Source organism: Streptomyces sp. NPDC030814 (assembly GCF_055572155.1).
Genome location: NZ_JBVIDX010000027.1, coordinates 40,315 through 64,382 on the forward strand (window position 1 = coordinate 40,315; position 24,068 = coordinate 64,382).

The window sequence follows — 24,068 nt, forward strand, 5'->3', positions numbered from 1 at the left end:
TTCTTCATAGAGAATCACTACACTTATTGGGAACCCCAGGACCCCCCCCCCCCCCCCCCCCCCCCCCCCCCCCCCCCCCCCCCCCCCCCCCCCCCTTCCCCCCCCCCCCCCCCCCCCCCCCCCCCCCCCCCCACGCCCCTTTCCGTGCGCCTGCCCGCGCCGGTGTCATCCGGTCAGCGTTCTCCGCCCGGCACCCACAGCACGTCCCCCGTCTCCTTGTTCGCGGTCCTGGCCAGGATGAACAGCAGGTCGGAGAGGCGGTTGAGGTAGGTGGCGGTGAGGGGGTTCATGGTGTCGCCGTGGGCCTCCAGGGCGGCCCAGGTCGAGCGTTCGGCGCGGCGGGCGACGGTGCAGGCCTGGTGGAGGAGGGCCGCGCCGGCTGTACCACCCGGCAGGATGAAGGAGCGGAGCTTCTCCAGTCGCTCGTTGAAGCGGTCGCAGTCGGCCTCCAGCCTGTCGATGTAGAACTGCTCGACACGCAGGGGCGGGAACTGCGGGTCCTCGACGACGGGCGTGGACAGGTCGGCGCCGACGTCGAAGAGGTCGTTCTGCACCCGGGTGAGGACCTTCACGACCTCCTGGTCCAGCCCGCCCAGCGCGATCGCCGTACCGATCACCGCGTTCGCCTCGTTGGCGTCCGCGTACGCCGAGATCCGCAGGTCGGTCTTGGGCACCCGGCTCATGTCCCCGAGGTTGGTGGTGCCCTTGTCGCCGGTCCTGGTGTAGATGCGCGTCAGATTGACCATGTGGCCAGCGTAGTTACGCCCCGGCCGTCCGGAAGACCCGTGTGCCCACCGTCACGGCGAACGCCGTGAGACCGACGGCGGCCAGGACGCCGTACAGCATGGACGAGGTCGTGTACACGCCGACGTAGGCGTCCCGCATCGCGTCGACCAGATAGCGGAACGGTACGAAGTGGGACAGGAGGTCGAGCCAGCCGGGGGCCAGGGACATCGGCAGCATCAGGCCCGACAGGAGCATCGAGGGCATCGTCAGGGCGTTGACCGCGGGACCGAACTCGTGCTGCGAGCGGGCCTTCATGGCGAGCGCGTACGACAGCGAGGCGAGGGAGACCGTCAGCAGGGCGACGAAGACGAAGCCGATCAGGATGCCGGCGACGGGGGCGCGCAACCCCATGACCAGGGCCGCGAGGACCAGCAGCACCGCCTGGAGGACGAAGACCGCCGCGTCCCGCAGCACCCGGCCCAGCAGCAGGGCCAGGCGGCTCACCGGTGTGACCCGCATCCGCTCGGTCACACCGGACTGTTTCTCCAGGATGACCATGAAACCCGCGAAGGAGGCGCCGAACAGGCTCAGCTGGAGCAGCAGGCCGGGCACCAGCACCTGCCAGGAACTGCCACGTGAACCGAGCGGAAGGCCGGTGAGCAGCGGGCCGAAGAAGAGCAGATACAACAGCGGCATGAGCACGCCGAACAGCATCGCGAAACGGGAGCGCAGGGTCTGGCGGGCATAACGTCCGAAGATCAGCGCCGTGTCGTGAAGAAGCATCGGGAGTCCTAAACAGCTACGGGAGCGGATTCCGCCGGCGCGGGACCGCGGCCGGTGATGGCGAGGAAGGCGTCCTGGAGCGAGGCGTCGACCGACCCGGCGTGGCGGAGCTTGAGCGCGCTCGGCGTGCCGTCGGCGACGATCCGCCCCTGATCGACCACGACGAGCCGGTCGGAGAGGGCGTCCGCCTCGTCGAGGTAATGCGTGGTCAGGAACACCGTGGTGCCGTGCTTGTCGCGCAGGCGGCGGACCAGGTCCCACAGGTCGGCGCGGCTTCCGGGGTCGAGTCCCGTCGTCGGCTCGTCGAGGAACAGCACCCGCGGCCGGTGGGTGAGCGCCATGGCGATGTCGAGACGGCGTCGCTGGCCGCCGGAGAGCGCGGCGCACTTGCGGTCGAGCAGCTCGCTCAGGTCGAGATCGTGGGCCAACTCCCGGGCTCGTCCCACCGCCTGGGACTTCGTCAGCCGGTAGAGCCGCCCCTGGGTGACCAGCTCCTCCCGCACGGTGATCTGCGGGTCCACCCCGCCCGACTGCGCCACATAGCCGCAGGCCCGGCGGACCCCGGCCGGGTCGCCGGCCAGGTCGTGGCCCGCGACCGTGGCCGCGCCGCCGGTCGGGGGCAGCAGGGTGGTGAGCATCCGCAGGGTGGTGGTCTTCCCGGCGCCGTTCGGGCCGAGGAAGCCGAGGATCTCGCCGGAGCGGACGGTGAGGTCGATTCCTCGCACGGCCTCCACGGGGCCGCGCTTCGTCTGGAAGGTACGGGCCAGACCGGCCGTACTGATGATGGGCATGGCTCCAGAAAAACAGAGTCCCTGAAAATTTGCAATGACACCAATTTTTCACCGAGTCCAATGATCAAGGCGGTGCCTAGGATGTGGGCATGGCGGAGGGGCTCAGGGAGCGCAAGAAGCGCGAGACGCGGCAGCGGATCTCGGACATCGCCACCGGCCTGTTCCTGGAGCACGGCTTCGTGACGGTGACGATGCAGGATGTGGCCGACGCGGCCGACGTCTCGGTGAACACCGTCTACAACTACTTCCCCTCCAAGGAGGATCTCTTCTTCGACCGCAGCGCGGGCGTCGTCGAGCGCCTCGCCCGCTGGGTGCGCGGCCGCGACCCCGGCGAGTCGGCCGTCGCGGCCGTGCTGCGCGAACTGCGCGCCGAGGTCGAGGCCGTCTCACCGCGCGTCGGCCTGATGGAGGGGTACGACCGCTTCATGACGGTCATCCACGAGGCGCCCGCCCTGCGTTCCCGGCTGTGGAGCATCCAGCAGGAGATCCAGGACAACCTGGAGGGGGTCCTTCGCGAGGAGACCGGCGCCCCGGCCGGCGACCCCGCGCCGACCCTGATCGCCGGTCAGATCAACTGGGTTCACCAGACGACGATGGCCGTCGTCGGCCGCCGGATGCTCGCCGGGCACAATCCGGACGAAGTGTCCCGAGAGGTGCTTCTCCTCCTGGACGACATGGAAGGGCTGTTGAGCGAGGCGGTGCTCAACTACGCCGTCCGACCCTCCGAGTGAGCGCTGCCGGTGTGATGTCCGTCCCTTGAGACGTGACTCGCATTACTAAGCGGTCACACGGCCCCTCACGGGCGCTAGTGTCCGCCCGAGAGGCAACACATCAACAGCGCGTATCAGGGGAGTCGCACAGTGGCACGGAAGCTCGCCGTCATCGGAGCCGGACTCATGGGGTCCGGTATCGCCCAGGTGTCCGCGCAGGCGGGCTGGGACGTCGTCCTGCGCGATGTCACCGACGAGGCGCTGAACCGTGGCATCGGCGGCATCACCGCGTCGTACGACAAGTTCGTGAGCAAGGGCAAGTTGGCGGCCGAGGACGCCGAGGCGGCGCTGGGGCGGATCACCGCCACCACCGACCTCGACGCGGCGGCCGACGCGGACATCGTCGTCGAGGCCGTCTTCGAGAAGCTCGAAGTGAAGCACGAGATCTTCCGGGCGCTCGACAAGGTCGTCCGCGAGGACGCCGTGCTCGCCTCCAACACCTCCGCCATCCCGATCACCAAGATCGCGGCGGTGACGGAGCGGCCGGAGCGCGTCGTCGGCACCCACTTCTTCTCGCCCGTCCCGATGATGCAGCTCTGCGAACTGGTCCGCGGCTACAAGACGAGCGACGAGACGCTCGCCACCGCGCGGGAGTTCGCCGAGTCGGTCGGCAAGACCTGCATCGTCGTCAACCGCGACGTGGCCGGCTTCGTGACGACCCGTCTGATCTCCGCGCTGGTCGTCGAGGCCGCCAAGCTGTACGAGTCGGGCGTCGCCACCGCCGAGGACATCGACCTCGCCTGCAAGCTGGGCTTCGGCCACGCGATGGGACCGCTGGCCACCGCCGACCTGACGGGCGTCGACATCCTGCTGCACGCCACCAGCAACATCTACACCGAGTCCCAGGACGAGAAGTTCGCCCCGCCGGAGCTGATGCGCCGGATGGTGGACGCCGGTGACATCGGCCGCAAGAGCGGGCAGGGCTTCTACAAGCACTGACGCCGGCACACGCGTCACCCGTCGGCATGAGCCGCGCGAGTGAACGCACGGGCCTCCGGGGCCTCACCCCTTGAGGTGAATTCGGTATCGGTTCGCTCACAGACGGCAACCTGGCGGTGTCAAACGCCGTCAGACGTTGCATCACTCAGACCACGGAGTACGAGACGCACTCACGGGAGCGCTTATGTACATCAGGGGCGACCACGCCGAGCTGGTCGTCGGGGGCCGCCTCGACGTACGCAGCGCGGCGGACGCCCGTACGGTCCTGCACTCGGCCGTCGACGACGGAGCCGGCGACCTGGTGCTCGACCTGTCAGAGCTGGACTCCTGGGACGCCACCGGACTCGGTGTGATCATGGGAGCCCACCGGCGGGCGGGACGGTGCGGAAGGCGGCTGGTGCTGCGCGGTGTACCGCCGCAGATGCAGCGGCTGCTCGTGGCCACACGACTGCACCGGATCCTGGCGATCGAGGGCGGCATCGGACTGGAGTCACTGCCCCGGGTGTGAACAGACGTGCGGGTTCGTACGTATGGCCCGGTGTGTGCGGGACACTCGGTCGTCACGGCTGTCCCCGGGGGCCGTGAGGACCATGGGGGCGAAACGCACCACACGCCCAATTCTCACGAGACTGTGAAGTCTCGGGCGGCGCGGTACCCCGGACTGTCGGAGATACTGTGCGAAGGTTTAGGGTTCGGCTGCCCGCTGCCAGCAACCCTCGAGCGGGTTCCGGACCAGAAGCGACAGCGCGGTGTGCGACAAGGCCGGGAGGGGCTCCAGCACACGAGACGCTTTTGGGGGGCTAGAACCTATGGACCCGACGAACCGGGCATCCGAGCACGGCCACGACGACGCACAGGCGTCCGGCAGGCGCCCACCACGTGAGGCGCTGACCCAGGACTTCGACCGGCACGCTCCGGCACTCGCCCGCACCGTCCAGCTGGTCTCGGGCGACTTCCTGCTGACCGTCAACCCCGTGGACGGCAGCGAGATCGAGAACTGCCCGCCCGGCGAGCTGCCCGGTCGGCCCGATAAGCACGCCCCGGCCGAGCGCGCCGAGATCGACCGCGCCGCCCGGCCACCGGTGCCCCCGGGCCCCACCCTGCCCAAGCTGCCCCTGCTCCAGCGGGACGACGAACGGGGACGGCTGGTACGGCTGCTCGCGCGCGGCCGCTCCGTCCGCCTCACCGGCGCCCCCGGCTCGGGCCGCACCACCCTCCTCGACGCCGTCGCCGAGGACTGCGCCGACCTCGCGCCCGACGGAGTCGTCCGGCTCTCCGGATTCCGGCGCACCGCGGACGACCTGCTCCACGACCTGTTCGCGACCGTGCACAGCGCGCCCGCGCACCGGCTCGGCCGTGAGCCGTTCCTCGCCCTCGTGCGGGAGATCGGCGCCGTCGTCGTCCTGGACGACCTGGAGTTCGGTGGCGCCGAGCTCGACGAACTCCTCGACGCGACCCCCGAGTGCGCCTTCCTGATCGCCGCCACCCCCGAAACCCCCCTGCCGTCCCCCGACGCGCCCCTGGAGGAGATCGTCCTCGGCGGCTTCGACCGGGCCGGCAGCGTGGAGCTGCTGGAGCGCGCCGTCGGACGGAGCCTCACCGAGGACGAGGCGAACTGGGCGGGTGACCTCTGGTTCGAGTCCGAGGGCCTGCCGCTGCGGTTCACCCAGGCCGGGGCGTTGCTCAGGCAACGGGACCGGCAGCGGGCCGGCGAGGACGCCGTCGACGAGTTCGGGGTCTTCCAGGACGCGCCGCCGGTCGAGGCGCACTCCGAGCCCGCCGCGGACGGAGACGACATACCGCTGCCCTCGCTCGCCGAGGGGGCCGCGCCCGCCGCGCTGCTCGCCTCCCGGCTGAGCGCCTCGGCGCGCGAAACCCTGCGCTTCGCGGTCGTCCTCGACGGGGAGGTCCCGCACCAGGCACATCTGCCCGCCCTCGTGGGCGACACCCATGCCGACGCCGCCCTCGGCGAGCTGGTCGGCTGCGCCCTGGTCACCCCGGCCGGCGCGCGTTACCGGCTCGCGGCGGGCGTGCGGACCCAGCTGATGGCCGCCGGATACGGCGACGGCGCCGAGGACAGAGCCCGTACGGCCGCACAGCACTACGCCTGGTGGGCCGGACACCCGTCGGTCACCCCCGAGAGGGTCTCCGCCGAGGCGGACGCCCTGCTCGCCGCGCTCACCGCTCTCGGGCCGCTCACCGAGCCCTCCGGGGACGAGCAGGAGAGCGTCGCGGTGCAACTCGCCCGGCAGGCGGCGCCCGCGTTCGCGGCGGGCCTGCACTGGAACGCCTGGGAGCGGGCGCTCAGGTCGGGCGTGGAGGCGGCCCGCCTCGCCGGCGAGGCGGGCGAGCAGGCCTACTTCCACCACGAGCTGGGTGTCCTCGCGCTGTGCCTCGGCCGGCTCGACGAGGCCCGCACCGAGCTGGAGGCGTCCATCGGGCTGCGCGGTGCCCTCGCCGACAAGCGCGGCACCGTCGCCGGCCGCAGGGCCCTCGCCCTGGTCGCCGACCGCTCCGGAGCGACCCCGCCCGGCGGGGGCACGGCGGCGGGGGAGGAGGTGCCCGACGCCCGGCGCGAGGAGTCGGCCGCACCGCCCGGTGGAGTGCCCTCCGGGCACACCCCGGCCGCCTTCGGTACGGCGGTCGGCCCGACCCTGTCGACGGGGGCGTCCACCCTCGTCACCCGTCACACGGGAGGCGGCTCACCCGCCCACAAGGGCGGTGTGCTCAAGGGCTTCGTCGGCGGCGCCCGGCGCAACCTGGTGGCCGCCGGGGCGGGCGCCCTGCTCGCCGCCGTTCTCGGCACCGTGGTGACCCTCGGCGCGACCTCGGACAAGAACAACACCCCCGCCGAGCGGATCGGCGTCAACCCCTCCGCCAGCGAGGGCGCCGACGGCGGTGGCCTCGGCGCCGACCGCGCCAAGCAGGGCGAGGGCGACGACGGCCCCGGCGTGCTTCCCGAGCCGAGCGATCCCGGCCCCGACGGGACGTACGGCACCGCCGACGACCCGACGCCCAGTGAGACGGCCAAGCCGTCGGACGACGCCGAGCCGTCGCCCTCCGAATCGTCCGGTTCGTCGGACGGCGGGACGAGCGGGGGCGGCTCCTCGGGCTCCTCCGGCGGCGGCACGAACGGAGGGACGACCGGCGGGAGCACCGGAGGAACGACGGGCGGGACCACGGGCGGTGCCGACGGCGGTGCGGACGGCGGGACCACGGACGGCTCCACCGGCGGTGCGGACGGCGGTACCGCCGACGGCGGAACCACGGACGGAACGACCGGCGGCACCGACGGCGGGACCACCGACGGCACCACGGGCGGCGCCGACGGCGGAACAACCGGGGGCACCACGGACGGCGGGACGACCACCGACGGCACCACGGGCGGCGCCGACAGCGGGACGACCGCGGGGACCACCAGCGGCACCTCGCCGTCCAACGGCATCTCGGCGAGCGCCTCGCAGAGCGGCGCCGAGACGCCCGGCGAGTCCGCGGCCTGACGTCCCGATCACCGAGAAGGGGCCGGGTCCGTTTCCACGGACCCGGCCCCTCGTCGTGAAATGGCTCAGAACAGCCGCAGCTTGTCGTCCTCGATGCCGCGCAGGGCGTCGTAGTCGAGGACCTGGCAGCCGATGCCCCGGTCGGTGGCGAGAACCCGGGCCTGGGGCTTGATCTCCTGCGCGGCGAAGATGCCGCGGACCGGCGCGAGATGAGGGTCGCGGTTCAACAGCTCCAGGTAACGGGTGAGTTGCTCGACGCCGTCGATCTCGCCGCGCCGCTTGATCTCCACCGCGACGGTCATGCCCTCGGCGTCCCGGCACAGGATGTCGACCGGGCCGATGGCCGTCATGTACTCGCGGCGAATGAGGGTGTAGCCCTCGCCCAGGGTCTCGATGCGGTCGGCGAGCAGCTCCTGCAGATGCGCCTCCACGCCGTCCTTGATCAGACCGGGGTCGACACCCAGCTCGTGCGAGGAGTCGTGCAGGACCTCCTCCATGGTGATGATGAGCTTCTCGCCCGCCTTGTTGATGACGGTCCAGACGGCCGCCGTGCCGTCGGAGTCTCCCGTGTCCTCCTTCAAGGTGCACGGCGGCGACATCCAGTTGAGGGGCTTGTAGGCCCGGTCGTCCGCGTGGATCGAGACGCTGCCGTCCGCCTTCACCAGGATCAGACGGGGGGCCGAGGGGAGGTGGGCGGTGAGCCGGCCCGCGTAGTCCACGGAGCAGCGGGCAATGACGAGACGCATGGTCGGCAACGCTACTCGACGGCGGTGGGTGCGCGCGATTCGACCGTCACGACGACCCCGTCGGCGTCTGTCGCCCTGAGTCACCCCTCCCGGCGCCCGTCCGCGGGGTTTTGTCGTCCTGTGGCATGTGCCGCTGTCAACTCTCGTTCGGCATTGGCTGATTGTGTGCGTCCCGCGTGAGGTCGGTGCGCGCAATCTCCTGGTGCGGTCACGTTCGGTTGCTTAACGTAGAAACGGGAGGTCGCGAACCGTGCACTCTGCGTGTTCGGTAACGCGAACCCCGACCCTGTCCGTCAACCCCTGTTGTTGCGGGGGTGCGAGAGGAGTACCCATGTCGCTCGACGTCTCACCGGCCCTACTCGAACAGGCCGAGCGAGGCGAGGTCGACGAAGCCGCCTTCGTCGACTGCGTCCGGACCTCCCTGCCCTACGCGTGGGAGATGATCAGCTCCCTGGTGGTCCAGCTGAAGGTCGAAGGCGGAGAGTTCGCCGACAACCAGACGCCCCCGCCGGACGAGCAGGCACGCGGACAGCTGCTGCGCGCGCTCGCCAGCGACGCGATACGCGGCGCCCTGCAGCGGCACTTCGGCGTGCGGCTGGCCTTCCAGAACTGCCACCGGGTGGCGGTGTTCCCGCTGGACCCGTCGGTGGACGACAGGCTGGCCCGCTTCACCTCGGTCCGTGGTCAGCTCCTCAACCAGTCCCCGGAACTCCGGGACTGCTGAGGCGGTGACGCTGCGCGGCTTGCCGCTCCAACCGCGGGAGGTGCATCAGTAGAGCGGGGCGGCAAGCTACCCGGTACGACACGGCAAGGCTCAGCCGAGGTGAGGCAGCACCTCGGCACCGAGTCGCCGTACGTTCTCCTCCGTCGCCGCCAGATCGCCGGAGCCCTCGACGAGCAGGGCGAAGCGGGAGATGCCCGTGCGCTCACTCGTCGCCGCGAGCCGGTCGGCGCACAGCCGCGGCGTCCCCACCGGATGGAGCCCGCAGAGCAGTTCGGTGTACGCCACCGGGTCCCGCATGGTGCGGGCGCGGCCGTCGACGGTCACATGGGCGTCCAGGCCCTGCTTCAGCCAGCCCGGCATGGCCTTGGTGAGTGCCTCCACGGCGTCGGTGCGCCGGTCCGCGACCTGGCAGACGCCGGCGGACACATGGGCCGCGGCGGAGATCTCCTCCGTCGAACGGCCTGCGGTCCGGGCGCACCTGCGCCACATCGCCACCATCTCCGCCTTCTCCTCGTCCCCGACATGCATGCCGAGGAGCATCGAGAGCCCCCGCTCGGCCGCCAGCCGTACGCTCGTCGGCGAGGTGCAGGCGACCACGACCTCGGGACCGGGTGTGTCGTGCAGGGCCTCCGACGGCCTCGGGACGACGGGGACCTCACGGAAGCTGAATCGTTCCCCCGAGGCCGCGACCGAGGGTTCCCTCAGCCAGCGCAACAGCAGATCGAGTGATTCAGGGAACCCCTGCTCGTATGCCTGGAGTCCGGCGCCGAACACCTCCAGATCCACCCAGGGGCCGCCGCGCCCGACGCCCAGCGAGAAGCGTCCCCCGGACGTCACATGCAGCAGGGCGGCCTGCTCGCCCAGGGCGACGGGATGCACGGTGGGCAGCACGCTGACCGCCGTGCCGACGCGGATCCGCCGGGTGCGCCCCAGCAGCAACGCGGCGAGGGTGATCGCCGACGGGCACGTCCCGTACGGCACGAAATGGTGCTCGGCCAGCCAGACCGAGTCCAGCCCGGCCTCCTCGGCCACATCCGCCGTCCGCACCGTCCGGTGGAGAGCCTCTCCCTGCCCCTGGCCGGGGAACTGGGCTCCCAGTACAAATGTTCCTACGCGCATCGCACTTCCTGCTTCCTCGGCCCCGACTCGGGAGCTCCCCCACCCGGCATAACCCTCTGACACGTGCCGAAGACACGGCCTGGCGGCGAGATTTGCCGATTGTCTGCAGAATGCGGCGAGCGGAGGGCGTTCTGAGGCGATTGGTGCCGTACGCGTACCCCCCTCGGGCCCGCGTAGGCTGGACACCCACCCTGCTCCCTGTATAGCCCCGTGAGGTGTCCCGTGTCCCCGCGTCGCAACCGTCCCAAGGACGATGGCCGGTCGGGTCCGTCGGCCCGGAGCGCCGACGAGGACCGTTCGGACCGGTACGGCGGCTGGCAGTCCAGCGAGCGCTGGCAGGGCGAGGAGTGGAACGTGCGCCATGTGGCGGGCGCGAGCGCGGCCGGCAAGACCTATCGCTGCCCGGGCTGCGACCAGATGATCCCCTCCGGGGTCCCGCACGTCGTCGCCTGGCCCGAGCACTCGGGTGTCGACGAGCGCCGCCACTGGCACAAGGCCTGCTGGAACGCGAAGGACCGCCGCACCACGCGGGTGCAGCGGTCCCGCAACGCACCGAGGTGCTGAACCCCGACTCCGGGCGTCCGTCCCCCGGTTACACGTCCCGCTTCTCCAACAGGGCGAACGCGCCGACGAACGTGACAGCCACCAGGCTCAGCATGATCCACAGCGGGTCCCAGCCGGACGGGCCGGACGCGCCGAGTTCAGCGCCGTAGAAGACGCCGAGCTGGCTCGGGATCGAGTAGTTGAGCAGGAACTCCTGCACGTCCCGCAGGGACTCCGCGAACATGAAGATCGCGATGACCAGCGGCGCCAGGAACACACCCAGCATGATGGTGATCGCGCCCGCCGAGTGGCGGATCAGCGAGCCGACGAGCAGCGACAGCAGACCGAACAGCGCGAGGAACAGGCTCACGCCGACGGTCGCCTTGACCCACTCCTCGCCGGTCGGGTCCGCCGCGTTGGTGCCCTCCAGGATCGCCACCTGGAGGAAGGCGACGAGCGAGGTGGCCACCAGGGTGATCGTGAACGCCAGCGCGAAGAACACGATCGCCTTCGCGGCCAGCACCCGGCTGCGGCTCGGGCACGCGGTCAGCGTGGTCCGGATCATGCCGGTGCCGTACTCCGAGGCGGTGGTCAGCACGCCGAGCGTGATGAGGCAGACGCTGCCGATCATCACCCCGAACAGGCCGAGCCCCAGGGGGGACTCACCCTCCAGGTTCATGTCCGCGGACGCGGCGATGACGGCGAAGAGCAGACCGAGACCGAGCAGGAGGACGACGAAGACACCCAGGGTCCACATCGTCGAGCGCACGGACTTGATCTTCGTCCACTCGGAGACGATCGCGTGCCCGAGGTGCGTGCGCACCACCGGGATCGGCGAGGTGTACGACGTGCCCGGCGCGCCCTGCCAGTGCGGGGCGGGTGGCTGCTGGGCGAGTTGCGGCTGGGGCGTGCTCATCGGGCGTCCTCGGACTTGGTCAGATCGGCGGCGGGCGCGGGCGCGGCGGCCGGCGCGGCGGACGGCTGGGCAGGGGCCGGCGCGGCAGGGGCGGCGGCCGGCTGCGCGGGGGCCTGGGGCGCGGCCTGGGCGTACGGGTTCGGCTGCTGGCCCGGAGCCGGGGCGGGCGCGGCGCCGGGCGCCGGAGCCCCGTACGGACCGGCCGGCGGCTGCCCCTGCGGCGGCGCGAACGGCTGGCCGCCCTGCTGCGGCGCGGGCGGCGCGTACCAGCCGGGCTGGCCCTGGCCCGGCACCGGCATCGGCGGCTGTGCGCCGGGCGGCAGGGGCTGCTGCAGCCCGGCCTTCTGGTCGGTCGTCGAGCGGTAGTCGACGGCGCCCTGCGTCATCCGCATGTACGCCTCCTCCAGGGAGGCCTGGTGCGGGGACAGCTCCCACAGCCGTACGTCGGCCTCGTGCGCGAGGTCGCTGATGCGGGGCAGCGGCAGCCCCATGACCCGCAGCGCGCCGTCCTGCTCGGGCAGCACCTGGCCGCCCGCCTCGGTCAGCGCGGACGTCAGCTTCTCGCGCAGCTGCGGCTCGGTGTCCGGGGTGCGCACCCGCGCGAAGTCGGCGGAGTTCGCCGAGATGAAGTCCTTGACGCTCATGTCGGAGAGCAGCTGGCCGCGCCCGATCACGATCAGGTGGTCGGCGGTCAGCGCCATCTCACTCATCAGGTGCGAGGACACGAAGACCGTACGGCCCTCAGCGGCGAGCGCCTTCATCAGGTTGCGCACCCAGAGGATGCCCTCGGGGTCGAGGCCGTTGACCGGCTCGTCGAAGAGCAGCACCTGGGGGTCGCCGAGCAGGGCGGCGGCGATGCCGAGCCGCTGGCCCATGCCGAGCGAGAAGCCCTTGGAGCGCTTCTTGGCCACGTCCTGGAGGCCGACCACCCCGAGCACCTCGTCCACCCGGCGGGCCGGGATGCCCGACAGCTGGGCCAGGGACAGCAGATGGTTGCGGGCGGACCGGCCGCCGTGCACCGCCTTGGCGTCGAGGAGGGCACCGACCTGGCGGGCGGCGTTCGGCAGCTTGCGGTACGGGTAGCCGCCGATCGTCACCTGCCCGGAGGTGGGGTTGTCCAGGCCGAGGATCATGCGCATCGTCGTCGACTTGCCGGAGCCATTGGGCCCCAGAAAGCCGGTGACGGCCCCCGGCCGCACCTGGAAGGAAAGGTTGTACACGGCTGTCTTTGCGCCATAGCGCTTAGTCAGGCCGACTGCCTCGATCATGCTCCGCACCCATCGAACGGTTCAGGACGTCTCGTCTCAGGACGTCGGGGCGCACGCCCCCGTAAGGTGTAGGAGCTTATCCGGGCGTTGACGGTTCCGCTCAAGAGTAAGTAAAACCGCGCAGGTCACAGGGGTGCCGCCTTGGCATGTACGTTTCTCCTGGTCAGGCCTCTGATCACGCGTCGCGCTTCTTCAGCAGCAGGAACCCGCCGAGCAGCGCGGCCAGCACCCACAGCGCCATGATGCCGAGGCCGCCCCAGGGCCCGTACGGCGTGTCGTCGTCCACCGGGGTGACCACGCGCATGATGCTGCTGCCTGCCTGATCGGGCAGATAGCGGCCGACCTTCTTCGTGGCGCCGACGTTGCCCAGGATGTTGGAGATCAGGAAGAAGAACGGCATCAGGATGCCGAGCGACAGCATCGGCCCGCGGAGCATCGTCGCGACCCCCATGGAGAACACGGCGATGAGCGTCATGTAGAGGCCGCCGCCGATGACCGCGCGCAGTACTCCCGGATCGCCGATGCCGGCCCGGAGCTCGCCGAGCATCGCCTGTCCGAGGAAGAAGGTCACGAAGCTGGTCGCGAGTCCCACTCCGAACGCGAGTGCGGTCGCCACCGTGAGCTTGCTGAGGAGGAACGTGCCGCGCTGCGGTACCGCCGCCAGGGAGGTACGGATCATGCCGGTGCTGTACTCGTTCGACACCACCAGCACCCCGAACACGATCATCGCCAGCTGGCCGAGGCTCATCCCCGCGAAGCTGACGAACGTCGGGTCGAAGGAGAGCCGCTCCGCGCGGCTCAGGTCGTCGAACTCGTGCTTCGACAGCAACGAGATGAGGATGCCGAGCGCGACGGTGACGACCACGGCGAGGGACAGCGTCCACACCGTGGACGCCACCGACCGGATCTTGGTCCACTCCGACCGTACGACCTGGGTGGCGGCCATGGTCAGCGTCCTCCCTTCCAGCCCTCGCCCCACGCCGGGGCGGGGGTGGTCTCGGAATGGGCGTGGTACTCCACCGACTCCGCCGTCAGCCGCATGAAAGCCTCCTCGAGCGAGGCCTGTTGCGGGCTCAGCTCATGCAGGACGACCTGGTGCCGGGCCGCCAGCTCCCCGATCCGCTCGGCCTTGCCGCCGTCCACTTCGAGCGCGCCGTTCCCCGTCTCCACGACGGTGATCCCGGCCCTCGCCAGCACATCGAGCAGCCGCTCGCGCTGCGGGGTGCGGATCCGCACGTACGAGCGTGAGTTCCGCTGGATGAAGTCGGCCATGGAGGTGTCCGCCAGCAGCCGCCCTTGTCCGATCACGACCAGGTGGTCGGCGGTCAGGGCCATCTCGCTCATCAGGTGGGACGACACGAACACCGTCCGGCCCTGGGCGGCCAGGGACTTCATCAGATTGCGGATCCAGTGGATGCCTTCGGGGTCGAGGCCGTTGACCGGTTCGTCGAACATCAGGATCCGCGGGTCGCCGAGCAGGGCGCCCGCGATGCCGAGCCGCTGCCCCATACCGAGGGAGAAGCCCTTCGCCTTCTTCCGGGCGACCGGGGTGAGCCCGACCGTCTCCAGCACCTCGTGCACGCGTGCCCGGGGAATCGAGTTGCTCTGCGCGAGGCACAGCAAATGGTTGAACGCGCTCCGCCCGCCGTGCACGGCCTTGGCGTCGAGCAGTGCGCCGATGTACTTCAGCGGGTCCCTGAGCCGGTCGTAGTGCGTTCCGTCGATGCGTACGTCCCCCGCGGTCGGCCGGTCGAGCCCGAGAATCATCCGCATCGTCGTCGACTTCCCCGCACCGTTCGGCCCGAGAAACCCCGTCACCATGCCGGGCCTGACCGCGAAGGAGAGGTTGTTGACCGCCACCTTCTCCCCGTACCGCTTGGTCAACCCCTCGAGTTCGATCATGCGGCCACGCTAGAACGCGGCCCGTACCCCTGCCACCGGAGCAATCGGCCTCCCGGGCTCGCTCCACAGGCACCGGGAACTCCGCGACCGGCCACACACCGAAGGGCCCGCACCCCCCGAAGGAGGTGCGGGCCCTCAAGAACCCACGGCTTGCGCCGTCACACAGCGGTGCTACCGGGTCTGCTGCGCCGGAACACCACGGGAGATCGGCTCGTCGTCGGTCGCCGGCGTACCCGCCGCGGCGACGGCCGCACCCGTGAGCGTCGCCAGCATCTCGCGCACGTTCGTGAGCTGGGCGTTGATGGAGTCGCGGCGGTTGGTGAGAGCCGCCAGCTCGCGCTCGGATTCCGAACGGATCCGGTCCGCCTTGGCGTTCGCGTCCGCGACGATGTCCTCGGCCTGACGCTGCGCGGTCTCCACCGTCTGGCGGGCGCGGCGCTCGGCGTCGGTGCGCAGCTTCTCCGCCTCCAGACGGAGCTGCTCGGCGCGGTGCTCGATCTCCGCGAGGCGCTTCTCGGCCTTCTGCTGCCGCGAGGCCAGGTCGCGCTCGGACTGCTCACGCCGCTTGGCGAGGTTCGTCTCGAAGTCGGCGGCGGCCTGCGCGGCCTTGGCGCGGGTCTCCTCGAAGAGGGCGTCCGCCTCCTCGCGCTTCGACTGCGCGTCCTTCTGCGCCTCGGCACGCAGTTGCGAAGCGTCGCTCTTGGCCTTCTCGACGATCCGGACGCCCTCGTCCTCGGCCTTGGCCTTGCGCTCCGCCGCGAACGACTCGGCGTCGTTGCGCACCTGCTGGGCCGCCGACTCGGCGAGCTCACGGTGCTGCTCGGCGGCGCGACGGGCCTCCTCGCGCAGGTCCTTCGCCTCCTCCTCGGCGAGGCGGAGGATCTTTTCGACGCGGGCGCCGAGACCGGCGTAGGACGGCTCCGCGTCGGTGACCGCGGCCTGGGCGTTCTGCGTCTCGAGGTGGAGCTCCTCGATGCGCTTTTCGAGCGCGGTGATGCGGGCGAGAGCGGAGTCACGGTCGGAGACGAGCTTGGAGATACGTTCGTCCACCTGAGCGCGGTCGTATCCACGCCGCACAAGCTCGAAGCCGTAGGGGGAAGTGTCGCTCATGGGGTTCCTGTCGAATGAGACCGGTGAGGTGATAGGTGGAATCCTAGGGGGCGAAGCGGCGTGTCATCGAGCAGATGCACGTTTGATCTGGAGAATGACACCCCTTTTGAGTGGCCGACCATCGGAATACTTGCCAGAAACTTTGCGTCAAGGCCCTGGCGAGCACAGGAACAACACAATGAGGTGTATGCGGTGGACCGGGCGGCGCGGACCATACCCGCAACGGCCCGGCACCCGCTAGCCGTCTGACGACTTACCACCCGAACGAGTAGCGCCCGCTGCGGCGCCCGCCCTGACTCCACCGTCCTTGCCGCTCGACGGGGCCTCAAAAGACTCCAACGCCTCCAGGACGTCCTGGACACGGGAGATCTCCGCATTGATGTCCTCGCGGCGCCGGACCAGCACCTCGAGTTCCCGCTTGCCCTCCTCGACCGTACGGCGGGCCTCGCGGATCGCCTCGGCCTTCAGCTCCTCGGCCTCGCGGATGAGCGTGGACTTCTTCTGCTCCGCCTCCTTCAGAAGACCCTCGGCCTTCTTCACGGCGGCGATACGCACCTTGCCGGCCTCGGAGTTCGCCTCGGAAACGATCTCCTTGGCCTTTGCCTGGGCCTTCTCCAACTGCTCCTCGGCGGCCTTGATGAGCGCGTCACAACGGTCGCCGGCGGATTTCATCGTCTCGGCGGACTCACGGCGGGCCCGCTCGTGCAGCGCCTCGATCTCAGCCGTGATCCGCTCGCGGAGCTCCTCCGCCCGCTCCCTGATGGCGGTCGCGTCCCGCCGCGCGCCGACCAGCAGCTCGTCGGCGTCCTGGCGGGCCTTCTCCACCGTGGTGTTGCCCTCGACGGTCGCCGAGGAGAGCAGCCGCTCGGCCTCCGAGCGGGCCGCGCCCACCATGGCGTCGGCCTGCGCCTCAGCGTCCGCGGTGGTCTTCAGCGCCTGCTTCTGCGCCTCCGCGAGCAGCTTGTCGGCCTCCGCCGCGGTCTCCGTGATGAGCGTGTCGACCTGCTCCGCGGCCTCCGAGCGCCGCTTGTTGGCGTCCTTGCGGGCCTCGTCGAGCGTCCGGTCGGCCTCCTCGCGGGCGGCCGACGTGAGCCGCTCCGCCTCCGCCTCCGCCTCGGCCCGGACCCGCTCGGCATCGCTGCGAAGGCGCTCCGCGTGCTGCTGCGCGGAACCGACCGTCTCGGCGGCCTCCGCCCGCAGCCGCTCCGCGTCGTCGGTCGCCTCCGCGATCAGCTGCTCGGCCTGGGCGACGGACTCCGCCCGGACACGCTCGGCCTCCTCGTTGGTCTCCCGCGTCAGCCGCTCCGCCTCGGCGGTGACCTCGGTGATGAGGGTGTCGGCCTGCGTGGCCGCGTCCGAACGGATGCGGTTGGCGTCCTCGCGTGCCTCCGCCCGGGTGCGCGTGGCGTCCTGGTCGGCGCGCGCGATGGTGTCCGAGGCCTCCGTACGGACCCGCTGGGCGTGCTCGGACGCCTCCGAACGGACACGGTCCGCCTCGGCGATGGCCTCCGAAACCGTGCGCTCGGCGAGCGCCTTCGCCGCGTCCGTCTCCTCACGGGCCTCGCGGCGCACCCGGTTGGCGTCGTCGGTGGCCCGCTCCCGCTCCGCGTAGGCGTCGGCGCGGACCCGGTCCGCCTCCTCCTCGGCCTCCCGGCGCGTGCGCTCCGCCGCGTGCTCCGCCGCGTTGCGCAGCCCGGCGATCTCCTCCTGGGCCTGCTCCTGCAGCCCGGCGACGGAGTCCCGTACCTGCTGGGCGTGCTGCTCGGCGGCCGACACCATCTCCGTGGCGCGCCGCTCGGCCTCCTCGACCAGCCGTACGGCCTCGGTCTCGGCCTCCTCCACACGCTTGCGCGCGGAAGCCAGCAGCTCCTCGCTCTGCTCGCGGGCCCGTCGGCGCTCCTGGTCGGCCTCCTGCCGGGCCGAGCCGAGGAGTTCCTCGGCCTCGCGGCGGCGCCGGGCGGCCTCCTCCTGCGCGGCGGCCAGCGTCTCCGAGGCCTCCGCGGCGAGCCGCTCGGCGGCGGCCTGCGCCTCCGCCCGCACCCGGTCCGCGGTGTCCTGTGCCTCCGACTTCAGCCGCTCCGCCTCGGCCGCGGCCTCCGACCGCAGACGTACCGCGACGGCCTCACCCTCGGCACGCGACGCGGACGCGTCCGACGCGGCCTCGTCCCGCAGCCGCTCGGCCTCGGCCTCGGCCTGCGCCTGGAGCGTACGGATGCGCTCGGCGGCCTCGGTGCGCAGCCGGTCCGCCTCCTCGGCGGCCTCACGGCGGATCCGCTCCGCCTCCGCGCGGGCGTCGGTGAGCGCCTCCTCGGCGGAGGTGAGCCGCTGCTCGGCGTCCGTGTGCAGCCGGGCCAGCCCCTCGGCGGCCTCCGCCTCACGGGCCGCGATGCCCCGCTCGGCCTCCTCGCGCAGCTCACGGACGGCGCGCTCGGCGTCGGCCTTCAGCTCCTCGGACTGCTCCTCGACCTCGGCCCGGTGCCGCTCGGCCTCCTTGCGGGTGCGCTCCAGCGTCTCCTCGGCCTGGCGGCGCAGCGCCGAGGCGCGCTCGATGGCCTCCGTGCGGACCTTCTCGCTGTCCGCGGTGGCCGTCTGCCGCAGCTCGTCCGCGTCCGCCTTCGCCTTGGCGAGCAGTTCCTCGGCGGTCTTCGCCGCCTCCTCGATCTGCTGGACGGCCTCCCGCCGCGCCTCGGACCGGATCCGCTCGCCCTCGGCGACCGCGTCCGCCCGCAGCTGCTCGGCCTCGCCGCGCAGCCGGCGCGCCTCCTCCTGCAGCTCGACCGTCTTGGCGCGGTACTCCTTGGTGTCGTCCTTCGCCGCGCCCTTGAGCTGCTCGGCGAGGTCGTGCGCCTCGGCGCGCAGCCGGTCCGCCTCGGCCTCGGCCTCCTTGCGGATCCGCTCGGCCTCCTCGGCGGCCGCCTTGGTCGTCCTGCGGGCGTCCTCGGACGCCTTGTTCAGCACGTCCTCGGCGGTCTTGGCCGTCTTGGCGAGCTGGGAGGCGGACTCCTCCGCGGTGAGCGAGCGGGCCTTCTCCGCCGCCTCGGCGAGCAGCTTCTCCGCCTCGGCCTTGGCGTCGGCGACTACTTCCTCGGCGGCCGCCTTGGTGGCCTCGGCCTCCTTCGTGGCCTCCTCGACCAGCCGGGCGACCTGCTCCTTGGCCGTGCGGGTGCGCTGCTCGTTGGTCGACTCGGCGGAGGAGAGGGCCTTGGCCGCGTTCTCCTTCGCCTCGGTGACCACCTTCTCCGCCTCGGCCCGCGCCTCGCGCAGCGCCGCCTCGGCCTCCGCCATGCGCTGCTCGGCGGCCCGGCTCAGCTCGGCGGCCTGACGGCGGGCGCTGTCCGACTCGGTGGCCGAGGAGGAGCGCAGCTGCTCGGCGTGCTCGGTGGCCTCCTGGGCCTGCGTGGACGCCGCGTTCAGCAGCCGCTCGGCCTCGGCCCGGGCGCGGCGCAGGATCTGGTCGGCCTCGGCGCGGGCGGCCTCGGCGTCACTCTGGAGACGCTGGCGGGCCTCGTTCGTGAGCCGCTCCGCTTCGGCGCGGGCGGCGGCCAGCGCCTGCTCGGCCTCGGCGCGGGACTCGTCGACGAGCCGGCGGGCCTGCTGCTCGGAGCGGGCCCGCAGCTGCTCGGCCCACGCCACGTTCTCGTTGACGTGCGACTCGACGGTCTGGCGGCGCTCGGACAGTTCCTGGTCGAGCTGCTGGCGACGGGTGACCGCCTCCTGATGCAGCTCCGCCTGGAGGCGCGCGGCCTGCTCGGCGTGCTCCTGGAGGATCCGCTGCGTCTGCGCCCGGGCCTGGCTCAGCTCGCGCTCGGCGTCGGCGCGCAACTGGTCGGCCTGCATCTGGGCCTGGCGGAGCATCTGCTCCGCCTGGTATCCGAGGTCGGCGCCGTCGTAGGCGGGCCGGGACATGAGGGTGCGGCGCGCCTCGTGCAGCTTGGCGCGCAGCACCTCGACCTGGTAGCCGAGGTCCTCGGCGTGCTGGATCGCCTTCTCCCGCTCGGTCTTCAGCCGCTCCATCTCGGCCTCGAACCGAGAGAGGTGGTCGACGTCAGCCGCCGGCTCTCGCTCCTGGCGTTCGTAGCCCCGCACTGCGCGGTCCCATCCGTCCCCTGGTCGCAACCTCTGACAAACGAGCTCCGTCCAACCGGCGAACGGGGCCCCCGGGGAATGGTGTCAGATCAACGGCGGAGCACGGGCTGCCGCCCTAACCCTCGTCCCCCGAAACCTGGACCCCGGCCCTTGGGTCCCGCCGTCGGAAGGCGGCAGGACCCGGGCCGTCGCCCGGTAAAGGGGACGGCCGCCCCCAACCCTACCGGCCCATATGTACGGGGGTCAGTGCTCAGGTGACTCAACTGGCGCCGAAGTGACCAGTTCCGTCAGTACTCCATGACAATCCTTGGGGTGCAGGAACGTGATCCGTGACCCCATGGAACCGCGTCGCGGCTCCTCGTACAGGACGCGGACGCCCTTGTCCTTGATCGCGGCCGCGTCGGCGTCCACATCCGCCGTGCCGAAGGCGATGTGGTGCACCCCCTCGCCGTTCTTCGCCAGCCACTTGGCGACGGTGGAGTCCTCGCGGGTCGGCTCCAGGAGCTGCAGATAGGAGGCGCCGCCGTCGTCCGTGCTGTTGATCCTGAGCATGGCCTCGCGCACGCCCTGCTCCTCGTTGACCTCGGAGTGGTACACCTCGAAGCCGTATGTGGCCCGGTAGAACTCGACGGTCTTGTCGAGGTCGAAACAGGCGATCCCGATGTGGTCGATTCGCGTCAGCATGGTGTCAGTGCAGCGCTCCTCGCGCCGTTACGCAACGTGCCAGCGATCACACTCACCGCCCGGTGACGGCACGGAGTGCCACTCAGTACATTCGAAGTAAACCCTCGTTCACTCCTCGGCCGTACAGGCTGGAAGGGGATCGCACCTCATGACTGGAACGAACGGCAGGACCTCGGTGATCGTCGCGGGCGCGCGTACGCCCATGGGGCGGTTGCTCGGTTCGCTGAAGTCCTTCTCCGGAGCCGACCTCGGCGGCTTCGCGATCAAGGCCGCCCTCGACCGTGCGGGGATCGGTGGCGACCAGGTGCAGTACGTGATCATGGGCCAGGTGCTCCAGGCCGGGGCAGGGCAGATCCCGGCGCGCCAGGCCGCGGTCAAGGCGGGCATCCCGATGAACGTGCCCGCCCTCACGATCAACAAGGTGTGTCTGTCGGGCCTGGACGCCATCGCGCTCGCCGACCAGTTGATCCGCGCCGGTGAGTTCGACGTGGTCGTCGCCGGTGGCCAGGAGTCCATGACCAACGCCCCGCACCTGCTGCCGAAGTCCCGTGAGGGCTACAAGTACGGTGCGATCCAGATGCTCGACGCGATGGCGTACGACGGGCTGACGGACTCCTTCGAGGGCATCGCCATGGGCGAGTCCACCGAGAAGCACAACACCCGCCTCGGCATCCTCCGGCCGGAGCAGGACGAGTTCTCCGCCCTGTCCCACCAGCGCGCGGCCGCCGCGCAGAAGAACGGCATCTTCGACGCCGAGATCACCCCCGTGGAGATCCCGCAGCGCAAGGGCGAGCCGGTCGTCTTCAGCCAGGACGAGGGCATCCGGGGCGAGACCACCGCCGAGTCGCTGGGCAAGCTGCGGCCGGCGTTCGCCAAGGACGGCACGATCACCGCGGGTTCGGCCTCGCAGATCTCGGACGGTGCGGCGGCCGTGGTCGTGATGAGCAAGGAGAAGGCCGAGGAGCTCGGCCTTCAGTGGCTCGCCGAGATCGGTGCCCACGGGAACGTCGCCGGACCGGACAACTCTTTGCAGTCGCAGCCGTCCAACGCGATCCAGCACGCCCTGAAGAAGGACGGCCTGGACGTGGCGGACCTCGATCTCATCGAGATCAACGAGGCCTTCGCGGCGGTCGCCGTACAGTCAATGAAGGACCTCGGGGTGTCCCCGGAAAAGGTGAACGTCAACGGCGGGGCCATCGCCCTCGGTCACCCGATCGGCATGTCCGGTGCCCGTCTCGTCCTCCACCTCGCGCTGGAGCTGAGGCGGCGCGGCGGCGGCGTCGGCGCGGCCGCGCTGTGCGGTGGCGGTGGTCAGGGTGACGCGCTGATCGTGCGGGTACCCAAGGCCTGAGGCCTTCCCTTCTCAGGTGTACGTGGCTATTCCGAACGGAGCTGTGATGCAGGACGTCCCCACGCTGGTGGCCCAGGCCAGGGAAGGACGGCCGCGTGCCGTCGCCCGGCTGATCTCCCTGGTGGAGGGGGCGTCCCCGCAACTGCGCGAGGTGATGGCGGCGCTGGCCCCCCTGACCGGCGGGGCGTACGTGGTGGGTCTGACCGGTTCACCGGGCGTGGGCAAGTCCACGTCCACGTCGGCGCTGGTCACCGCGTACCGCAGGGCCGGCAAGCGGGTCGGCGTGCTCGCGGTCGACCCGTCCTCGCCGTTCTCCGGGGGCGCGCTGCTCGGCGACCGCGTCCGGATGTCGGAGCACGCCTCCGACCCCGGCGTCTACATCCGCTCCATGGCGACCCGCGGCCACCTCGGCGGCCTCGCCTGGGCGGCGCCGCAGGCGATCCGCGTCCTCGACGCGGCGGGCTGCGACGTGGTGCTGGTCGAGACGGTCGGTGTCGGCCAGTCCGAGGTGGAGATCGCCTCCCAGGCCGACACGTCGGTGGTGCTGCTGGCGCCCGGCATGGGCGACGGCATCCAGGCGGCCAAGGCCGGGATCCTGGAGATCGGAGACGTCTACGTCGTCAACAAGGCCGACCGGGACGGCGCCGACGCGACCGCGCGCGAGCTGAACCACATGCTGGGGCTCGGGGAGTCGCGGGGCCCCGGCGACTGGCGGCCGCCGATCGTCAAGACGGTCGCGGCGCGGAGCGAGGGCGTCGACGAGGTCGTCGAGGCGCTGGAGAAGCACCGGGCGTGGATGGAGGAGCGGGGGGTGCTCGCCGAGCGGCGGCTCGCGCGGGCGGCGCGGGAGGTCGAGACGATCGCGGTGACCGCGCTGCGGGAACGGATCGGGGACCTGCACGGTGACCGCCGTCTGAGCGCGCTCGCGGAGCGGATCATGGCGGGGGAGCTGGACCCCTACCGGGCGGCCGACGAACTGGTCGCCGGCCTGACGGAGGGGTAGGACGCCTCAGGGGTTGGGGGGCGCGTGCTTCGGCGGGCGGGTGGTGCGTGGTTTCTCGCGCAGGTCCCCGCGCCCCTGAAGGTCGGGCCTGCGGCCCGCCCTTCATCCGGAAGCACGGGGCGCAGCCCCGGTCGCTTTTCAGGGGCGCGGGGCGGTGACAGGTGCGGCTCCGCCGCGTGGGCGCGACCGGCCCCCACCGGGCCGCGGCTGACCCACGGCCCGAACGCCCCGTCAGTCGTTCGTGCGGTCGGCGGCGACCTTCCCCGTGTCCAGCGCGACGCGCCAGTCGCTGCCCGTCCCGTCCGCGGCGGTCGTGCCGACCTCCCAGGCCCGGTCCCGGCTCTCCTCGTCGAGGTCGACCGAGGTGACCGTGCCCTTGGCGGCGGCGGCCTCCGCGGCCTCCGCCGCGGTCACGGAGCTGCCCTGGAGCGCGTCCCGGATCTGCGCGGTCTCGGCGGCGTCGTCACCGTCGTCGTCCTTCTCGGTGTGCGAGCCGAGGACCTTCCCGGTGGCGGGGTCGATCTGGATGCTGTGCCAGGCACCGCCGCCCGTCAGCACGTCGACGTCCCACACATGGGTCGTGCCCTCGTCGTCCAGGTCGGCCGAGACCGCCGTACCGGACGTGTGCTTCAGCGCCGCCTTGATCGCGTCGGCGGCCGTGATCTGCGCGGCCTTGGCGTCGGCCGCGTTCTCGGTCTTGTCCTCGGCGTCCTCGTCCTTGTCGCGGGCGGTCCGGTCCTCGGCCTGGTCCTCCGCCTTGTCCTCGGCGGTGTCGTCGGTGTCCTGGGCGTCGTCGCGGTCGTTGTCGTCGTTGTTGGACACGGTCACCGTCTTCTTCGCCGGCGCCTCGTCGTCACCCGCGACCGCGATGGCGGTCGCTGTGCCTCCGCCGATCAGGGCAGCGGCCGCGACGGTGGCGATGACGATGTTGCGCTTCATGGGATTCCTCCGGAATGCGACTGGTCGCAACCGGTGGCAGGGGATGTCACCGGTTGTGCTGGCTTGTGTGCCTCGTCTGCTTTCGACGGGAACCAATCTGGCCGAGCGACGCTGAAGCGGACCTGAAGCCCCCTGAAGATTGCTTCAGGTTCGTTTTGCCAAGCTGAA

21 protein-coding genes are annotated in these 24,068 nt (G+C 71.4%); 8 read left to right on the forward strand and 13 right to left on the reverse strand.

Annotated features, from left to right (window positions below; translation table 11 throughout):
• Nucleotides 1-173 precede the first annotated feature (173 nt).
• The 3 genes from ACZ43N_RS35710 to ACZ43N_RS35720 are packed head-to-tail and all read right to left on the reverse strand — an operon-like array spanning nucleotide 174 to nucleotide 2,300.
• Nucleotides 174-746, reverse strand: coding sequence for a cob(I)yrinic acid a,c-diamide adenosyltransferase (locus ACZ43N_RS35710; protein WP_468103202.1), 573 nt, complete (start codon nucleotides 744-746; stop codon nucleotides 174-176).
• Between the two features lie 13 nt (nucleotides 747-759).
• The gene (locus tag ACZ43N_RS35715) at nucleotides 760-1,509 is read right to left on the reverse strand and encodes an ABC transporter permease (RefSeq protein WP_468103203.1); all 750 of its coding nucleotides are present in this window, start codon (nucleotides 1,507-1,509) and stop codon (nucleotides 760-762) included.
• An 8-nt stretch (nucleotides 1,510-1,517) separates the two neighbouring features.
• Nucleotides 1,518-2,300 carry an ABC transporter ATP-binding protein gene (locus ACZ43N_RS35720; protein ID WP_468103204.1) on the reverse strand — a complete coding sequence of 261 codons (783 nt, stop codon included), beginning with the start codon at nucleotides 2,298-2,300 and terminating at the stop codon, nucleotides 1,518-1,520.
• Nucleotides 2,301-2,389: 89 nt separating this feature from the next.
• Between ACZ43N_RS35720 and ACZ43N_RS35725 the strand changes: the two genes are divergently transcribed.
• The 4 genes from ACZ43N_RS35725 to ACZ43N_RS35740 all read left to right on the forward strand — a co-directional run bounded on the left by ACZ43N_RS35725 (nucleotide 2,390) and on the right by ACZ43N_RS35740 (nucleotide 7,509).
• Nucleotides 2,390-3,031, forward strand: a complete 642-nt coding sequence (locus tag ACZ43N_RS35725; RefSeq protein WP_468103205.1) for a TetR/AcrR family transcriptional regulator — start codon at nucleotides 2,390-2,392, stop codon at nucleotides 3,029-3,031.
• A 129-nt stretch (nucleotides 3,032-3,160) separates the two neighbouring features.
• The gene (locus ACZ43N_RS35730; RefSeq protein ID WP_468103206.1) at nucleotides 3,161-4,009 is read left to right on the forward strand and encodes a 3-hydroxyacyl-CoA dehydrogenase family protein; all 849 of its coding nucleotides are present in this window, start codon (nucleotides 3,161-3,163) and stop codon (nucleotides 4,007-4,009) included.
• Between the two features lie 184 nt (nucleotides 4,010-4,193).
• Nucleotides 4,194-4,517, forward strand: a complete 324-nt coding sequence (locus ACZ43N_RS35735; protein ID WP_009297239.1) for an STAS domain-containing protein — start codon at nucleotides 4,194-4,196, stop codon at nucleotides 4,515-4,517.
• Between the two features lie 301 nt (nucleotides 4,518-4,818).
• Nucleotides 4,819-7,509 carry an ATP-binding protein gene (locus ACZ43N_RS35740; RefSeq protein WP_468103207.1) on the forward strand — a complete coding sequence of 897 codons (2,691 nt, stop codon included), beginning with the start codon at nucleotides 4,819-4,821 and terminating at the stop codon, nucleotides 7,507-7,509.
• 65 nt (nucleotides 7,510-7,574) lie between these two features.
• Here ACZ43N_RS35740 and nucS read toward each other — a convergent pair whose 3' ends face one another.
• Nucleotides 7,575-8,255, reverse strand: coding sequence for an endonuclease NucS (gene nucS / locus ACZ43N_RS35745; RefSeq protein ID WP_468103208.1), 681 nt, complete (start codon nucleotides 8,253-8,255; stop codon nucleotides 7,575-7,577).
• A 331-nt stretch (nucleotides 8,256-8,586) separates the two neighbouring features.
• Here nucS and ACZ43N_RS35750 point away from each other — a divergent pair, with 331 nt between their 5' ends.
• Nucleotides 8,587-8,979, forward strand: a complete 393-nt coding sequence (locus ACZ43N_RS35750) for an SCO5389 family protein (RefSeq protein WP_468103209.1) — start codon at nucleotides 8,587-8,589, stop codon at nucleotides 8,977-8,979.
• A 90-nt stretch (nucleotides 8,980-9,069) separates the two neighbouring features.
• Here the strand turns inward: ACZ43N_RS35750 and ACZ43N_RS35755 are convergent, their stop codons facing one another.
• Complete coding sequence (locus tag ACZ43N_RS35755; RefSeq protein ID WP_468103210.1) at nucleotides 9,070-10,098, reverse strand: LLM class flavin-dependent oxidoreductase; 1,029 nt, start codon at nucleotides 10,096-10,098, stop codon at nucleotides 9,070-9,072.
• 222 nt (nucleotides 10,099-10,320) lie between these two features.
• Between ACZ43N_RS35755 and ACZ43N_RS35760 the strand changes: the two genes are divergently transcribed.
• Entirely contained in the window at nucleotides 10,321-10,662 is a 342-nt protein-coding gene (locus ACZ43N_RS35760) for an ATP/GTP-binding protein (protein WP_468103211.1), read from the forward strand.
• Nucleotides 10,663-10,690: 28 nt separating this feature from the next.
• Here ACZ43N_RS35760 and ACZ43N_RS35765 read toward each other — a convergent pair whose 3' ends face one another.
• The 7 genes from ACZ43N_RS35765 to mce all read right to left on the reverse strand — a co-directional run bounded on the left by ACZ43N_RS35765 (nucleotide 10,691) and on the right by mce (nucleotide 20,607).
• Entirely contained in the window at nucleotides 10,691-11,557 is an 867-nt protein-coding gene (locus tag ACZ43N_RS35765) for an ABC transporter permease subunit (RefSeq protein WP_468103212.1), read from the reverse strand.
• Complete coding sequence (locus tag ACZ43N_RS35770; RefSeq protein WP_468103213.1) at nucleotides 11,554-12,825, reverse strand: ABC transporter ATP-binding protein; 1,272 nt, start codon at nucleotides 12,823-12,825, stop codon at nucleotides 11,554-11,556. The genes ACZ43N_RS35765 and ACZ43N_RS35770 overlap by 4 nt, the downstream gene beginning before the upstream one ends.
• A 175-nt stretch (nucleotides 12,826-13,000) precedes the next feature.
• Complete coding sequence (locus ACZ43N_RS35775) at nucleotides 13,001-13,771, reverse strand: ABC transporter permease (RefSeq protein WP_468103214.1); 771 nt, start codon at nucleotides 13,769-13,771, stop codon at nucleotides 13,001-13,003.
• Between the two features lie 2 nt (nucleotides 13,772-13,773).
• Nucleotides 13,774-14,727 (reverse strand): ABC transporter ATP-binding protein, encoded by a 954-nt coding sequence (locus ACZ43N_RS35780; protein ID WP_468103215.1) that lies wholly within the window; start codon nucleotides 14,725-14,727, stop codon nucleotides 13,774-13,776.
• Nucleotides 14,728-14,898: 171 nt separating this feature from the next.
• Complete coding sequence (locus ACZ43N_RS35785; protein WP_159773153.1) at nucleotides 14,899-15,837, reverse strand: coiled-coil domain-containing protein; 939 nt, start codon at nucleotides 15,835-15,837, stop codon at nucleotides 14,899-14,901.
• 237 nt (nucleotides 15,838-16,074) lie between these two features.
• The gene (gene scy / locus ACZ43N_RS35790; RefSeq protein WP_468103216.1) at nucleotides 16,075-19,923 is read right to left on the reverse strand and encodes a polarized growth protein Scy; all 3,849 of its coding nucleotides are present in this window, start codon (nucleotides 19,921-19,923) and stop codon (nucleotides 16,075-16,077) included.
• Between the two features lie 243 nt (nucleotides 19,924-20,166).
• Nucleotides 20,167-20,607 (reverse strand): methylmalonyl-CoA epimerase, encoded by a 441-nt coding sequence (gene mce, locus ACZ43N_RS35795; protein WP_468103217.1) that lies wholly within the window; start codon nucleotides 20,605-20,607, stop codon nucleotides 20,167-20,169.
• A gap of 148 nt (nucleotides 20,608-20,755) precedes the next feature.
• Here mce and ACZ43N_RS35800 point away from each other — a divergent pair, with 148 nt between their 5' ends.
• Nucleotides 20,756-21,958: an acetyl-CoA C-acetyltransferase gene (locus ACZ43N_RS35800; protein WP_468103218.1), complete on the forward strand. Its 1,203-nt coding sequence runs from the start codon at nucleotides 20,756-20,758 to the stop codon at nucleotides 21,956-21,958.
• Nucleotides 21,959-22,004: 46 nt separating this feature from the next.
• Nucleotides 22,005-22,961, forward strand: a complete 957-nt coding sequence (gene meaB, locus ACZ43N_RS35805; RefSeq protein WP_468103219.1) for a methylmalonyl Co-A mutase-associated GTPase MeaB — start codon at nucleotides 22,005-22,007, stop codon at nucleotides 22,959-22,961.
• Nucleotides 22,962-23,192: 231 nt separating this feature from the next.
• Here the strand turns inward: meaB and ACZ43N_RS35810 are convergent, their stop codons facing one another.
• Complete coding sequence (locus ACZ43N_RS35810) at nucleotides 23,193-23,900, reverse strand: PepSY domain-containing protein (protein ID WP_468103220.1); 708 nt, start codon at nucleotides 23,898-23,900, stop codon at nucleotides 23,193-23,195.
• Nucleotides 23,901-24,068 lie beyond the last annotated feature (168 nt).

What these genes read in the sequence shown, in the direction of transcription:
- ACZ43N_RS35710 (WP_468103202.1), bottom strand. Translation starts at nt 746, where the DNA reads ATGGTCAATCTGACGCGCATCTACACCAGGACCGGCGACAAGGGCACC.
- ACZ43N_RS35715 (WP_468103203.1), bottom strand. Translation starts at nt 1,509, where the DNA reads ATGCTTCTTCACGACACGGCGCTGATCTTCGGACGTTATGCCCGCCAG.
- ACZ43N_RS35720 (WP_468103204.1), bottom strand. Translation starts at nt 2,300, where the DNA reads ATGCCCATCATCAGTACGGCCGGTCTGGCCCGTACCTTCCAGACGAAG.
- ACZ43N_RS35725 (WP_468103205.1), top strand. Translation starts at nt 2,390, where the DNA reads ATGGCGGAGGGGCTCAGGGAGCGCAAGAAGCGCGAGACGCGGCAGCGG.
- ACZ43N_RS35735 (WP_009297239.1), top strand. Translation starts at nt 4,194, where the DNA reads ATGTACATCAGGGGCGACCACGCCGAGCTGGTCGTCGGGGGCCGCCTC.
- ACZ43N_RS35740 (WP_468103207.1), top strand. Translation starts at nt 4,819, where the DNA reads ATGGACCCGACGAACCGGGCATCCGAGCACGGCCACGACGACGCACAG.
- nucS (WP_468103208.1), bottom strand. Translation starts at nt 8,255, where the DNA reads ATGCGTCTCGTCATTGCCCGCTGCTCCGTGGACTACGCGGGCCGGCTC.
- ACZ43N_RS35750 (WP_468103209.1), top strand. Translation starts at nt 8,587, where the DNA reads ATGTCGCTCGACGTCTCACCGGCCCTACTCGAACAGGCCGAGCGAGGC.
- ACZ43N_RS35755 (WP_468103210.1), bottom strand. Translation starts at nt 10,098, where the DNA reads ATGCGCGTAGGAACATTTGTACTGGGAGCCCAGTTCCCCGGCCAGGGG.
- ACZ43N_RS35765 (WP_468103212.1), bottom strand. Translation starts at nt 11,557, where the DNA reads ATGAGCACGCCCCAGCCGCAACTCGCCCAGCAGCCACCCGCCCCGCAC.
- ACZ43N_RS35770 (WP_468103213.1), bottom strand. Translation starts at nt 12,825, where the DNA reads ATGATCGAGGCAGTCGGCCTGACTAAGCGCTATGGCGCAAAGACAGCC.
- ACZ43N_RS35775 (WP_468103214.1), bottom strand. Translation starts at nt 13,771, where the DNA reads ATGGCCGCCACCCAGGTCGTACGGTCGGAGTGGACCAAGATCCGGTCG.
- ACZ43N_RS35780 (WP_468103215.1), bottom strand. Translation starts at nt 14,727, where the DNA reads ATGATCGAACTCGAGGGGTTGACCAAGCGGTACGGGGAGAAGGTGGCG.
- ACZ43N_RS35785 (WP_159773153.1), bottom strand. Translation starts at nt 15,837, where the DNA reads ATGAGCGACACTTCCCCCTACGGCTTCGAGCTTGTGCGGCGTGGATAC.
- mce (WP_468103217.1), bottom strand. Translation starts at nt 20,607, where the DNA reads ATGCTGACGCGAATCGACCACATCGGGATCGCCTGTTTCGACCTCGAC.
- ACZ43N_RS35800 (WP_468103218.1), top strand. Translation starts at nt 20,756, where the DNA reads ATGACTGGAACGAACGGCAGGACCTCGGTGATCGTCGCGGGCGCGCGT.
- meaB (WP_468103219.1), top strand. Translation starts at nt 22,005, where the DNA reads ATGCAGGACGTCCCCACGCTGGTGGCCCAGGCCAGGGAAGGACGGCCG.
- ACZ43N_RS35810 (WP_468103220.1), bottom strand. Translation starts at nt 23,900, where the DNA reads ATGAAGCGCAACATCGTCATCGCCACCGTCGCGGCCGCTGCCCTGATC.